11 protein-coding genes are annotated in these 12,633 nt (G+C 65.7%); 6 read left to right on the top strand and 5 right to left on the bottom strand.

Annotated elements, in window-relative coordinates; translation table 11 throughout:
• Nucleotides 1-46: 46 nt before the first annotated feature.
• Nucleotides 47-244, top strand: coding sequence for a YegP family protein (locus tag AC3A3W_RS14595; protein ID WP_487443748.1), 198 nt, complete (start codon nucleotides 47-49; stop codon nucleotides 242-244).
• Between the two features lie 13 nt (nucleotides 245-257).
• Here the strand turns inward: AC3A3W_RS14595 and AC3A3W_RS14590 are convergent, their stop codons facing one another.
• The 3 genes from AC3A3W_RS14590 to AC3A3W_RS14580 are packed head-to-tail and all read right to left on the bottom strand — an operon-like array spanning nucleotide 258 to nucleotide 3,383.
• Nucleotides 258-935 (bottom strand): NUDIX hydrolase, encoded by a 678-nt coding sequence (locus AC3A3W_RS14590; RefSeq protein WP_487443747.1) that lies wholly within the window; start codon nucleotides 933-935, stop codon nucleotides 258-260.
• Nucleotides 932-1,873: an endonuclease III gene (nth, locus tag AC3A3W_RS14585; protein WP_487443746.1), complete on the bottom strand. Its 942-nt coding sequence runs from the start codon at nucleotides 1,871-1,873 to the stop codon at nucleotides 932-934. The genes AC3A3W_RS14590 and nth overlap by 4 nt, the downstream gene beginning before the upstream one ends.
• Nucleotides 1,874-1,883: 10 nt before the next feature.
• Nucleotides 1,884-3,383: a hypothetical protein gene (locus tag AC3A3W_RS14580; protein ID WP_487443745.1), complete on the bottom strand. Its 1,500-nt coding sequence runs from the start codon at nucleotides 3,381-3,383 to the stop codon at nucleotides 1,884-1,886.
• Nucleotides 3,384-3,849: 466 nt separating this feature from the next.
• Here AC3A3W_RS14580 and acs point away from each other — a divergent pair, with 466 nt between their 5' ends.
• Complete coding sequence (acs, locus tag AC3A3W_RS14575) at nucleotides 3,850-5,874, top strand: acetate--CoA ligase (protein ID WP_487443768.1); 2,025 nt, start codon at nucleotides 3,850-3,852, stop codon at nucleotides 5,872-5,874.
• A gap of 180 nt (nucleotides 5,875-6,054) precedes the next feature.
• A complete protein-coding gene (locus AC3A3W_RS14570; protein ID WP_487443744.1) occupies nucleotides 6,055-6,837 on the top strand; it encodes a DeoR/GlpR family DNA-binding transcription regulator in 783 nt (260 codons plus the stop codon).
• An 11-nt stretch (nucleotides 6,838-6,848) separates the two neighbouring features.
• On the opposite strand, the gene AC3A3W_RS14565 is transcribed toward AC3A3W_RS14570, so the two are convergent.
• Together AC3A3W_RS14565 and AC3A3W_RS14560 are read right to left on the bottom strand one after the other, a co-directional pair.
• Nucleotides 6,849-7,868 carry a LacI family DNA-binding transcriptional regulator gene (locus AC3A3W_RS14565; protein WP_487443743.1) on the bottom strand — a complete coding sequence of 340 codons (1,020 nt, stop codon included), beginning with the start codon at nucleotides 7,866-7,868 and terminating at the stop codon, nucleotides 6,849-6,851.
• A gap of 14 nt (nucleotides 7,869-7,882) precedes the next feature.
• Nucleotides 7,883-9,088 (bottom strand): Gfo/Idh/MocA family protein, encoded by a 1,206-nt coding sequence (locus tag AC3A3W_RS14560; RefSeq protein WP_487443742.1) that lies wholly within the window; start codon nucleotides 9,086-9,088, stop codon nucleotides 7,883-7,885.
• Nucleotides 9,089-9,312: 224 nt separating this feature from the next.
• Here AC3A3W_RS14560 and AC3A3W_RS14555 point away from each other — a divergent pair, with 224 nt between their 5' ends.
• From AC3A3W_RS14555 to AC3A3W_RS14545, 3 genes are all read left to right on the top strand, one after another.
• Nucleotides 9,313-10,257 carry a carbohydrate ABC transporter permease gene (locus AC3A3W_RS14555; RefSeq protein WP_487443741.1) on the top strand — a complete coding sequence of 315 codons (945 nt, stop codon included), beginning with the start codon at nucleotides 9,313-9,315 and terminating at the stop codon, nucleotides 10,255-10,257.
• A gap of 12 nt (nucleotides 10,258-10,269) precedes the next feature.
• Nucleotides 10,270-11,169 carry a carbohydrate ABC transporter permease gene (locus tag AC3A3W_RS14550; protein ID WP_487443740.1) on the top strand — a complete coding sequence of 300 codons (900 nt, stop codon included), beginning with the start codon at nucleotides 10,270-10,272 and terminating at the stop codon, nucleotides 11,167-11,169.
• 77 nt (nucleotides 11,170-11,246) lie between these two features.
• Nucleotides 11,247-12,596, top strand: a complete 1,350-nt coding sequence (locus tag AC3A3W_RS14545) for an ABC transporter substrate-binding protein (RefSeq protein WP_487443739.1) — start codon at nucleotides 11,247-11,249, stop codon at nucleotides 12,594-12,596.
• Nucleotides 12,597-12,633 lie beyond the last annotated feature (37 nt).

Genomic DNA, 12,633 nt, shown 5'->3' with positions numbered 1-12,633 from the left:
GTTGGCCCGGCAGGTGCAACGAAGCATTATCAGGGGGGTCCGGCCGATGGCGGGCAGATTTGAAGTACACCAGGACGACGAGAAGTTCTACAGGTTTCGGCTCAAAGACGGGGACGGCAACCTGGTGGCAGAGTCGCCGCGGTTCAAGAACCTGTCCGGCGTCATCGCGGGCATAGATGCCCTGCGGGAGAGTGCCGCAACGGGAATTGTCGTGGACCTGCGGAAGCCGCAGCACTCGAGCTAGCCAGCCGGATTTGCTACACCTTCAGGGGGTGCAGCCGTGTGCGGTCCCAAGGGACCGACCATCCCAGTTGGTCAAAGAGCTCATTCAGGATCATTCCCGTGAAGCCCCACACCACAACGTCCCGCACGGTGAACGCCGGGCTCTGGAACGTCCGGTTCATCCTCGTGACAGTGGCCATGGCCCGGTTTTCGGGATCCAGCAGATCCCGGACCGGAACGCGGAAGACCTGGGCGGACTCACCGTAGTCAACCACACGCACCGGGGACGGTGAGGCCCACCAGCCCAGCACGGGCGTCACCAGGTAGTTGCCGCGCGGCAGCGCCAGTTCTGGCAAGGCGCCGAGCACCTCTACACCCTTGGGGTCCACGCCCGTCTCCTCCTGCGCCTCGCGGAGGGCCGCGGCAACAGGCGATTCGTCGGGATCGATGCCGCCGCCGGGAAAGGCCACCTGACCGGGATGATCGTCCAGCGTATGTGCCCGTTCAAGGAGCAGGACGTCAAGGTCGGCCGCCGCCAGCGGTTTACCCGATTCCGCCGGAACGTCATCGAGGGCGCCGAACAGGATCAGCACGGCGGCCTTGCGGGCCTCCGAGGGATCGACGGTCAGCTTCTGCCAGTACGGATTCCGGGGAGGCCCAGTCCCCGCACTGATCGATTCCACGAGGTTTACCAAGTCCCGGCGCGCGGTCACGGTGACCTCCGCTGGGAATCCATGCGGATCTCCGCGGCACGGTGGGTTTCCGCGAGGAGCCTGCCAAGGAGCTCTTCGTTTCCCGGTGCAAGCTCATATTTGAGGAGCTTCACGGCCTTCGCCGGATCTGTCTCACCCATGCCGAAGGCGGGACACCAGTTCGCCACGGCGCAGGCCCCGCAGGCGGGCTTCCGTGAGTGGCAGACTCGCCGGCCGTGGAAGACCACGCGGTGCGACAGCATGGTCCAGTCCTTGGGCTCAAACAGCTCGGCAACGTCCGACTCGATGCGGACGGGATCGTCGGAATCGGTCCAGCCGAAACGGCGCGCGAGCCGCCCAAAGTGTGTGTCCACGGTAATGCCCGGAACACCAAAGGCGTTGCCGAGCACCACGTTTGCTGTCTTCCGTCCGACGCCGGGGAGTGTCACCAGATCCTCGAGCCGGCCGGGCACCACGCCGTCGAATTCATCCACCAGCCGGGTCGCCAGCGCCATGAGATTCTTCGCCTTGGCCCGGAAGAACCCGGTCGGCTTGATGATCGCCTCAAGCTCCGAAGAGTCTGCCTCGGCCATGCTGCGCGCATCCGGGTATCGGGCGAAGAGCAGCGGCGTGATGAGGTTGACCGTCACATCGGTGGTCTGCGCAGAGAGCACTGTGGCGACGAGCAACTCAAAAGGGGACCGGAAATCGAGCTCGGCATGGGCGTAGGGGTACTGCTCGGCGAGCGCGCGATTGATTCGCCGCGCCCGCCGCTTCAGTGCCAGCGTCGATTCACCGGACAGCCGCCCGGCACCGCCGGAGGGGCCGGAGGCGGATGTCCCGGCAGCCACACGAGCAGCAGCCAGACCATCGACAGCCGGGGCATCCGCCGGCGGACCCGCCTGGCCGGGCGGGCCGCTCCGCGGGGTACTGCGCCGGGGCGTGCGGGAGGTGGCCATGGGGGGCGTGTTAGCCGCGCTCGATGTTGCTGAGGTCGCGCAGAACGCCCACCCGGCCGTCCGTGTGCTGCACCAGGAATTCGTCGCCCCGGTCCTCCAGCGCCAGCACCCAGCCGCCCGGTTCGATGCCGAAGAGCGGTGCCCCCGTGCGCTCGTCCACGGCCGTGCGGTGCTGTGCCACAGCGAACCAGAAAGCCTCGTGGACAGGCTGCTGCTCCGACTCATCCGGACGGCTGGCGGGATCCACAGTGGCGCCGATCGGTTCCTGGGACCTCACCGGCTCCTGTACCTTCACCTGGGGATGCACGGCGGTGGCGGGAGTCGCAGAGGCCGCACGTACCTCATCAACGGGCGCAGCCGCACGTGCCTCATCAGCCGGTGCCACAGCACCGGCGACGGGAACGCCGTCCAGCTGGGTCTCATCGGGAGACGCAACGGCCGGCTTCGTGACTGCGTGCGCTTGGGTTGCGGAATCGGTGGCGGAAGGCACGACGGCGGCGGCTTCAGTTGCCGGGGACGCTGCCGCTGAACTGGATGCGGACCACGAACCGGCAGACGCAGCCCCCGCTGCCGGGCTGCCGGTCCCGGGCACTGCCGCGCCCGAAGAGCCGGCTACGCCCGCGGCGCCCGCCGTCCCGGCAGCGGCAGCCGGGCTGCCGAAAGTTCCGCCACCGGAAGTCTGGCCGGCAGCGTACTGTCCGGCCGCCGTCGGACTCTGCAGTGCCGGCTTGGCATCTGCAGGCTTGGCATCAGCAGGTTTGGCAGGCTTGGGGGCCTTGGCTGGCTTGGGCTTCCGCACGGGAACAGCAGATTCCCGCGCCATGACATGGGCAGGCACTTCGGCGCGGTCCAGGAAGTCGCCGGCGAAGAAGGGAATGAAGCGGGCCAGTACCGTGGCGGCGAGCAGCACCAGAGAACCGATCAGGGCCATCAGCAGCACCGGCGTGAAGCCGACCGCGGCGGACAGGAAGAAGAACGCAACGGCAAAGGAAGCCACCACGGAACCGAACTGGTCCACGGACAGTGAGCCGATCCGCACCTTCGTCTCCGGGGCAAGGCGGCGGGCGACGAACAGCGCCGCCACAATCAGCGGAAGGACGATTCCCAGACCGAGGAAGAACAGGCTGCCCAGGTTCCACAGGTTGTATCTGGCGGAGAACATGGGAATCAGTGATGCCACGAAAAGAACCAGTGTGGCCGCAAAGACGGTCACGTCGCGGACGGTGAACGGGCCGGCAACGGCCTCGTTCCGGATTCCCGTGCGCTTGTCCGTCGCGGCGTCCGAGGTGCGAGAAGTGTTGTCAGCAGCGGCGCCGGCCTTCGGGGTCACCGCGTGACTGCCGGACACGGCACCATGGGCCGCGCCTGGGGTCTCGTCCCGCGCTGCGTCCTTAGGTCCGGCTCCGCTGTTCCGGGACGGATCTTCCGAGGCTGAGCCCGGAACGCCGTGGTCGCGCTGGGCTGGACCCGGCTGGGCCAGGCCCGGCTGGTCGTGGCTTGGCTGATTCATACTGTTCTCCTTAGCGTGGCGGCACCCGAACGACTGTCCAATTCAGGGCGACACCTAATGGCCGGCGGACCGGACCCCTGCGGGTCAGGCTGCCTCCGGCCTATGTCACGAGTCCCTCTCAGCCTAGCCAAGTGCATGCATGATCACTAGCTGACCGGCCGCGGCAGGGGCCCGGCATGGTGCCGGCAAGGTGCCGGCACCATGCCCGCACGATCCCCGCACACTCCCCGCACAATTCCCGCACCCTCCCTCCGGGGCAGACCATTCGTCGCTTAATCCGCACCGCTCGCTGTTCACTATGTGACGCTGGACACGCCGCAATGCCGGAAGCGATAGGCTGTTTTCCGGAACAGCTCTTTGCGGTATGTCCGTGATGGGCCGGCCCCGAGGACGCCGCTGCGCGCCCGGGTGGCGGCCAGTCAGGGGCCGCCCGCGCAGCAAAGATCGATGAATGATGAGGTTCACCATGTCCCAAGACACTCCCGGCTCGACGGCCACTGCCGCCAACATCACCCAGCAGGGCGACGCTCTTGAAAACCTGCTGCATGAGAACCGCAAGTTTGCCCCCTCGGAGGACTTCGCCGCGAACGCCGTGGTTGGTGCGGAGGTTTACGCTGAGGCCGACGCCGACCGCCCCGCGTTTTGGGCCAAGCAGGCCCGCGAGCTGCTGACGTGGGACAAGGACTTCACGCAGGCTTTGGACTGGTCCGACGCGCCGTTCGCGAAGTGGTTCGTCGGCGGCGAGGTCAATGCCGCGTACAACGCGCTGGACCGCCACGTCGAGAACGGACTCGGGGACCGGGTGGCCATCTACTTCGAGGGCGAGCCCGGGGATTCCCGCGCCTACACCTACGCGGAGCTGACCGAGGAGGTCAAGAAAGCCGCGAACGCCTTCGAATCCCTGGGCGTTTCCAAGGGCGACCGCGTCGCCGTGTACCTGCCCATGATCCCCGAGGCCGTGATCACCCTGCTGGCCTGCGCCCGGATCGGCGCGGTGCACTCGGTGGTGTTCGGCGGCTTCTCCGCAGACGCGCTGCGCTCCCGCATCGAGGACGCCGAGGCCAAGCTCGTGGTCACCGCCGACGGCACCTACCGGCGCGGCAAGCCGAGCGCCCTGAAGCCCGCGGTGGACGAGGCCTTGTCCCTTGAGGGAAGCGGAGCCGGGCACAGCGTGCAGAACGTCGTGGTGGTCAAGCGCAACGGCCAGGACGTGGACTGGCACGAAGGACGCGACCACTGGTGGGCCGACACCGTGGGAGCAGCGTCCGCCGAGCACACCGCCGTCGGGCACGACTCCGAACACCCGCTGTTCATCCTCTACACCTCCGGCACCACCGGAAAGCCCAAGGGCATCCTGCACACCACCGGCGGCTACCTCACCCAGACCGCCTACACCCACAAGGCGGTCTTCGACCTGCATCCGGAAACGGACGTCTACTGGTGCACGGCCGACGTCGGCTGGGTCACCGGGCACTCCTATGTCGCCTACGCGCCGCTCATCAACGGCGCCACACAGGTCATGTACGAGGGCACCCCAGATTCCCCGCACCAGGGCCGCTGGTGGGAGATCGTGCAGAAATACAAGGTCTCCATCCTGTACACGGCGCCCACCGCGATCCGGACCTTCATGAAGTGGGGCCGGGACATCCCGGACAAGTACGACCTCTCCTCCATCCGGGTCCTGGGCTCCGTGGGCGAACCCATCAACCCCGAAGCCTGGATGTGGTACCGCGACGTCATCGGCAACAGCGGCGGCAAGAAGAACCCCGCCCCGATCGTGGACACCTGGTGGCAGACCGAAACCGGGGCGCAGATGATCGCCCCGCTGCCCGGCGTCACCGCCACCAAACCCGGCTCCGCGCAGGTGCCGCTGCCCGGCATCGCCGTGGACGTCGTCGACGAGAACGGCACCTCTGTCCCCAACGGCCACGGCGGCTTCCTGGTGATCCGCGAACCCTGGCCGGCCATGCTCCGCGGCATCTGGGGCGACCCGGAACGGTTCAAGGACACCTACTGGTCCCGCTTCGAGACTATGTACTTCGCCGGCGACGGCGCCAAGAAAGACGAGGACGGCGACGTCTGGCTCCTCGGCCGGGTGGACGACGTCATGAACATCTCCGGACACCGGCTTTCCACCACCGAAATCGAATCCGCCCTGGTCTCCCACCCGGCCGTGGCGGAAGCCGCCGTCGTCGGCGCAACCGACGAAACCACCGGCCAGGCCGTCGTCGCGTTCGTGATCCTGCGCGGAGACGCTGTGGACTCCGGCGACGAAATCATCCAGGACCTCCGCAACCACGTCGGCAAGGAAATCGGCCCGATCGCCAAACCCAAGACCGTCCTTGTGGTCCCCGAACTGCCCAAGACCCGCTCCGGCAAAATCATGCGCCGCCTGCTCAAGGACGTCGCTGAAGGCCGCGAAGCCGGAGACGCCACCACCCTGGCCGACAACACCGTCATGGCACAGATTGCGGCCTCACTGAAGAAGTAGTCGCAAGTCGCTCCGGGCTGGGCCCGTCCGGTATCACCGGGCGGGCCCAACTTCATGCCCCGGCGGGCAGCCGCCGTCGAAAGTGTTGTTTTTCGGTCGTTCCTGTTCTCTTTTGCGAGGAGTACGCGATGATGGGCAGTATGAGGGCCGTCCGCGGCCTTGCCGCTTGAAAGGATCCTGATGCTTCCCGCCGCCCGCCACCAGTCCATAGTGGACGCCGTCCAGCGCGAGCGGGTGGTCCGCGTCTCCGACCTCGCGCAGCAGCTGGGCGTGTCCCTGATGACGGTGCGCCGCGACATTGAGATGCTGGAGGAAAGCGGCCAAGTGGAGCGGATCCACGGGGGCGCCAAGCTGCCCGGCGACGCCAGCACGCACGAGCCTGGGTTCGAGCTGAAGTCCACCCAGCTGACCGCGCAGAAGCGGGCCATTGCCGTCGAAGCCGCCACGCTGGTGCACGAGGGCATGGCAGTGGCGCTGAGTGCCGGCACCACTACCTGGGCACTGGCCAAGGAACTGGTAAACGGGCCTCGCATCACCGCGGTGACCAACTCGGTGAGGATCGCCGACCTGTTCCACCACGCCTCGGCGTCCGGACCGGGGCGCAACGCTTCCACGGTGATCCTCATCGGCGGCGAGCGCACGCCGTCGGACGCCCTCGTGGGACCCATCGCAACGGCGGCACTGCGGCAGCTGCACCTGGACCTGCTGTTCCTCGGCGTGCACGGCATGGACGAGGAGGCCGGCTACACCACGCCGAACCTTTTGGAGGCCGAAACCAACCGCGCCTTCGTGGCGGCCTCCCGCAGGGTGGTTGTCCTCGCGGACCACACCAAGTGGGGCACCCAGGGCATCAGCACGATCGCGAATCTTGAGGACGCCGATGAGGTTATCAGCGATGCCGGCCTATCCCCCGAGGCCCAGCGAATCCTCCGGGACCGGGTGGGACGGCTCCGCCTGGCGTAGCGCGGCCGGCCTCAGCGGCAACCGCAGGATTGCCTGACCAGCAGGCGCGTCGGGAAGACACGGTGCCGCGCAGGTTCGCCGCGGTCGGCACCCACCAGGGCGCGCACTGCGGCTTCCGCCATGTCGCGCACCGGCTGCTCCACGGTGGTCAGGGGAGGCCACGAGTACTCGGCCTCAACCGCACCGTCGAAGGATGCCAGCGCCATGTCGCCGGGCACTGACAGCCCGGCTTCGTGGAGGGCCCGAAGAATGCCGATCGCCTGCATGTCCGAGCTGGCAAAGATGGCGGTGGGCCGGTTTGCCGATGCGAGCAGGCGCTGGCCTGCCGCATAGCCCCCTACCCGGGTAAATGCACTGCGCGCGATCGGCCCTTCGGCCAGGCCGGCGTCCTTGAGCGCCTGCAGCCAGCCGTCCTCACGGGCGTCCCCTTCATTTCCGGTAGTGGTACCCATGGCCAGGCCGATATTGGTGTGGCCATGCCAGACCAGGTGCTCGACGGCCTTGCGGGCTCCTTCGGCCAGGTCCACACCGACGGTGGTGAAACCTGCGGCCCTCTCGCTGTGGCTCAGCAGGACGGACGGTATCTCAGCTGCCTCAAGGTCGGTCAGATCCGGATCAAGCAGGACACTCGCCAGCACCACGCCGTCCACCTGCCTGGCGGCGAGGTTGCGGATATTCCGCCGCTCCTTGGCAAGGTTGCCGTCCGAATTGGTCAGGAACAAGGCGAAGCCCAGCTCCGCCGCCGCGTCCTCCACCGCGTGGGCAAGCAGCGAGAAGAACGGGTTGCTGTTGTCCGGAATGATCAGGCCGATGGTCTCGGTCGAGCCCAGCTTCAGCGCGCGGGCCGCGGCGTTGGGCCGGTAGCCGAGAAGGCGGATCGCGTCCTGGACTTTGGCTTCGGTGGCCGGCGCAACTTTCTTGGGCCCGCCGTTAACCACGTAACTGACGACGGCGGTGCTCACCCCGGCATACCGGGCAACATCCTTGCGGGTCACCTGGGTACGCGGGGCGGGCACTGCAGGACTGGTCATAGTGTCTATGCTAACTACAGCGACACGGGGGCATCGCCAAAGTCCCGGATGGGCAGGCGTTCACCATGGCGCCGGGCGGACTCGTGCGCCACGATGCCCGGCAGTGTGAACCGTGCCGCGGTCCAGGCATTCACCGGCGGGAGCGTCCGGGTGTTGACGGCGGTGACAAAGTCGTCAACCAGGAAATGGTGGCTGCCTTCGTGCCCGTTGGGAGCGCCGCGGAACTCCTCCGGCAGCCGGTCGCTGTCATGCACGGGGGCCAGCCCGGACACGAAGGCGTCCCGCAGCTCGGGGGCCACGTTGGCCAGCGAGGGGTCGTCCAGGGCCATGCTTGGCCGGGACTCCATCTGCTCGGAGATGTCATGCACGTTGGCCTTGTCCTGCCACACCGTCACCTTGGCCAGCTGCTCGAAGCTGGCCTCCGTGCCGAAGAACCGGAAGCGGGACTCCCGGATGTGGGACGGGTAGCCGACGCGGCGCATCTCGTTGGTGCGCATCACGCCGCCGTCGTTCAGTTCGAACAGCGCCGTGGCGTTGGAGAAGTCGTTGCCGAACATGCTCACGTCCTTGTCAAACACCCCGTCCTGGCGGTCGTCCTTGACGCCCACACAGCTGACGCTGACGGCATGGGCGGCAGGCAGCGCTCCCAGAACGCCGCCGATGGCGTGCGTCGGATACAGCATGGGCGGGTAGCTCGCGGTCTCCTTCCAGCGGTCTCCCCCGCTGTACTGGTAGGCGTCGTAAAAGCCGAGATCCATGTCGTGGACATAGTCCCCCTCGGTGTAGAAAACCCGGCCGAACTTCCCCGCCTCGTGCTGGTTGCGGGCGTAGACCGTGGCAGGGTTGTAGTAGCTGGTTTCACCCATCATGTAGACGTTCCGGGTTTCCCGGACGGCCTCGATGATACGGGCGATTTCCTCCTCGGAAATGGCCATCGGCACAGCGGAGTAGACGTGCTTGCCCGCACGGAGCGCGCGCTCCACCAGGGGGCCGTGGGTCCACCGCTGCGTGAAGATGGCGACGGCGTCGACGTCGGAGGCCAGCAGATCCTCGAAGCTGCTCTTGGCGCCGGCCAGGTCGAAGCGCTCGACTGCCTCGGCCGCCCGCTCCGCCCGTTCGTCGACGACGAAGACCTCACTGACACCGGGATGCAGGTTGAACAGATGGGCAAACTGGCCGCCGAATTGGCCTACGCCTACTACTCCTATGGAAAACGTCATTGTCAGGTGCCTCCCGTGATTCTGATTTCTCGCGGCCGGCCGGGCACGCTGGGCCTCGGTACGGTTTCGCACAGTCTTTCACCGCAATCTACTCGAGTCAACGTCTGCAACGTTGCAGAGAAAATTTCCTGAAAATCTCTGGAAATTAACTTGTTGGCAGATATCTACTCGTGTAGATTCAGTAGCGATTGTTAGTCACATCACACACTCAGGAAGGGTCGACGATGACCACCCTTACCAAGAATCCGCCCGCCGCAGCGCACAAGGCGCCGCAGCGTTTCAACCGGGGCCGTGGCATGGCAAAACTGGGCGACCTCAGGATCGCAATGCTGTTCATCTTCCCGGCGATGATCGGCTTCATTGCCTTTTGCCTGGTCCCGACCATCCGGGGCGTCTACCTGAGCTTCACCGAGTACAGCGTGCTGGGCGAACCGGAGTGGATCGGCATCAAGAACTACACCGCAATTTTTGCCGACGAGCTCTTCTGGAACGCGATGGCGGTGACAGTGCAGTACGTCGGCATCAACATCGGCCTGCAGACCGTCATCGCGCTTGGCCTGGCGCTGCTCATGCACCGGGTGGCAAAGTCAACGCTTATCCGCGGCGCTCTGCTGCTCCCGTTCCTCGTGGCCAACGTGATCGTCGCCCTGCTGTGGTTCTGGATGCTCGACTACCAGCTGGGCATCGTCAACGAAGTCATCAGCTGGCTGGGGCTCCCACGCATCGCTTTCTTCGGCAGTGAACAGTGGGCCATCCCCACGATTGCCTTCGTCAACGTGTGGCGCCACATGGGCTACACGGCACTGCTCATCTTCGCCGGGCTGCAGGCCATCCCCAACCATGTCTACGAGGTGGCTTCCCTGGACGGCGCTTCGCCCACCAGGACGTTCTGGTCCATCACCATGCCGCTCCTGCGCCCGGTCCTGGCACTGGTTCTGGTAGTCACCGTCATCGGTTCCTTCCAGGTCTTCGACACGGTAGCGGTAACCACCGGCGGCGGGCCTGTCAACGCCTCACGCGTCATCCAGATGTACATCTACCAAAAAGCCTTCGGCGAATCCGACTTCGGGTACGCCTCAGCCCTGTCCGTCATTCTCTTCGTGATCCTCGCCCTGGTGGCCTTCTTCCAAATGAAGTTCCTCAAGGGCAACGAATCGGATCTGGACTAAGGAACCCCCGCCATGACCACTCAGACAATCACCCGCAAACCCCTCAACTGGCGACTCATCGGCGCCTGGGCCCTCGTGGCCCTCGCGCTGGCCGTCACCATCCTCCCGTTCCTCTGGATGCTCCGCACGGCCCTCTCCAGCAACGCCTCGCTCGCCTCCAACTCGACGAATCTCCTTCCCGCTGACTTCTCCTGGGGCGCATTCAAGCGCGTCTTCGGGATGCAGACCGCAGAAGAGGCCATCGCAGAAGGCGGCTCCGGGGCCAACATCGACTTCTGGATGTACCTGCGCAACTCGATTATCTTTTCCACCGTGACAACGGCAGGCCAGGTTTTCTTCAGCGCACTTGCCGCCTACGCCTTCGCCCGGCTCCGCTGGCCCGGACGGGACAAGGTCTTCGGCCTGTTCCTGGCCACCATGATGATTCCGCCGATCTTCACGGCGCTGCCCAACTTCCTCCTCATCAAAAACCTGGGACTGCTGAACACCTTTGCCGGTCTGACGCTGCCTTTCGTGTTCATGTCCGCGTTTGCCATCTTCTTCCTCCGCCAGTTCTTCATCAGCATGTCCCGCGAAGTCGAGGAGGCCGCCATGCTCGACGGCGCCAAGCACCTGCGCATCTTCTTCCAGATCGTGCTGCCGAATGCCGCCGCACCGCTGGCCACCTTGGCGCTGCTGACGTTCATCGGCCAGTGGAACGAATACTTCTGGCCGCTGCTGGTGGGCCAGGAAGAGAACGTCCGCGTCCTCACCGTGGGCCTGAGCGTCTTCAAGTCCCAGTCCCCGCAGGGCGCCCCGGACTGGTCGGGACTCATGGCCGCCACCATCGTTGCGGCAGTGCCAGTCCTCATCCTGTTCATCGCCTTCGGCAAGAAGGTGGTCAACTCCATCGGCTTCTCCGGCATCAAATAGACCCCCAACCCAACCACTAACCGCTTCACACCCACTCCACTCCGGGCAACCCCATGCCCTGTTTCGAAAGGTTCATCATGAAGAAGACCCTCGGCGCCGTCGCTGCCGCCGCAGCCATCGCCATGTCCCTCTCCGCCTGCGGTGGCGGCTCCTCCCCCTCAGCCACCTCCGGCGAGGCGAAGGGTGAAATCAACTACTGGCTGTGGGATGCCAACCAGCTCCCGGCCTACAAGCAGTGCGCCGCCGACTTCACCAAGGCCAACCCTGACATCAAGGTCAAGATCACCCAGCGCGGATGGGGCGACTACTGGACCACCCTGACCAACGGCTTCGTCGCCGGCAACGCGCCCGATGTCTTCACCAACCACCTCTCCAAGTACCCCGAATACGCAGCGAAGAAGCAGCTCCTCGCCCTGGATGAAGCGGTCGAGAAGGACGGCGTCAAGCTGGACATCTACAACGAGGGCCTCGCTGACCTTTGGGTGGGCCAGGACGGCAAGCGTTACGGCCTGCCCAAGGACTGGGACACCGTCGCCATGTTCTACAACAAGAAGCTCGTCAAGGACGCCGGCTACACGGAGGAACAGCTGGCTAACCTCGACTGGAACCCGCAGGACGGCGGCAGCTACGAAAAGGCCATCGCGCACCTCACCGTAGACAAGAGCGGCAAGCGCGGCGACGAGCCAGGCTTCAACAAGAACAACGTTGCCGTCTACGGCCTGGGCCTGGAAAATTCCGGCAATGGCCAGGGCCAGACGCAGTGGAGCTTCCTCACCGGGACCACCGGCTGGACGCACACGGACAAGAACCCGTGGGGCACCAAGTTCAACTACGACGACCCCAAGTTCCAGGAAACCATCAAGTGGTGGGCAGGCCTCGCCGACAAGGGCTACATGCCCAAGCTTGAGACCACCGTCGGCGCGAGCGTTGCAGACGCCTTCGGCGCCGGGAAGGCCGCCATCAACACCAACGGCTCCTGGATGATCGGCCAGTACACCAGCTACAAGGGCATCCAAACCGGCATCGCCCCCACCCCCAAGGGACCGAACGGCAAGCGCGCCAGCATGTTCAATGGCCTGGCCGACTCCATCTGGGCAGGAACCAAGAACCCGGCTGCTTCCGCCAAGTGGGTCGAGTACCTGGCCTCCAGCGCCTGCCAGGACGTCGTAGCCTCCAAGGCCGTTGTCTTCCCGGCCATCAAGAGCTCCTCCGAGAAGGCCGCCGCGGCCTTCAAAACCAAGGGCATCGACGTCAGCGCCTTCACCACGCATGTGAAGGACGGCACCACGTTCCTCTTCCCCATTACCGAAAACGCGGCGAAGGTCGACGGCCTCATGGCGCCGGCGATGGACGCTGTGGTGTCCGGCAAGAAGGACGCCAGCACCCTGGGCGAGGCCACCGAGAAGGTCAACTCCCTCTTCAAGTAGCGATGAAACTGGGCGAGAATCAAAGCCCAGGCATCCA

The sequence above is a fragment of the Arthrobacter sp. Soil_N43 genome, from assembly GCF_057655195.1.
Note: the sequence above shows the minus strand (reverse complement) of the source record. Positions and strands in the feature narration are given on the sequence as shown.

What these genes read in the sequence shown, in the direction of transcription:
- AC3A3W_RS14595 (WP_487443748.1), top strand. Translation starts at nt 47, where the DNA reads ATGGCGGGCAGATTTGAAGTACACCAGGACGACGAGAAGTTCTACAGG.
- nth (WP_487443746.1), bottom strand. Translation starts at nt 1,873, where the DNA reads ATGGCCACCTCCCGCACGCCCCGGCGCAGTACCCCGCGGAGCGGCCCG.
- AC3A3W_RS14580 (WP_487443745.1), bottom strand. Translation starts at nt 3,383, where the DNA reads ATGAATCAGCCAAGCCACGACCAGCCGGGCCTGGCCCAGCCGGGTCCA.
- acs (WP_487443768.1), top strand. Translation starts at nt 3,850, where the DNA reads ATGTCCCAAGACACTCCCGGCTCGACGGCCACTGCCGCCAACATCACC.
- AC3A3W_RS14570 (WP_487443744.1), top strand. Translation starts at nt 6,055, where the DNA reads ATGCTTCCCGCCGCCCGCCACCAGTCCATAGTGGACGCCGTCCAGCGC.
- AC3A3W_RS14565 (WP_487443743.1), bottom strand. Translation starts at nt 7,868, where the DNA reads ATGACCAGTCCTGCAGTGCCCGCCCCGCGTACCCAGGTGACCCGCAAG.
- AC3A3W_RS14560 (WP_487443742.1), bottom strand. Translation starts at nt 9,088, where the DNA reads ATGACGTTTTCCATAGGAGTAGTAGGCGTAGGCCAATTCGGCGGCCAG.
- AC3A3W_RS14555 (WP_487443741.1), top strand. Translation starts at nt 9,313, where the DNA reads ATGACCACCCTTACCAAGAATCCGCCCGCCGCAGCGCACAAGGCGCCG.
- AC3A3W_RS14550 (WP_487443740.1), top strand. Translation starts at nt 10,270, where the DNA reads ATGACCACTCAGACAATCACCCGCAAACCCCTCAACTGGCGACTCATC.
- AC3A3W_RS14545 (WP_487443739.1), top strand. Translation starts at nt 11,247, where the DNA reads ATGAAGAAGACCCTCGGCGCCGTCGCTGCCGCCGCAGCCATCGCCATG.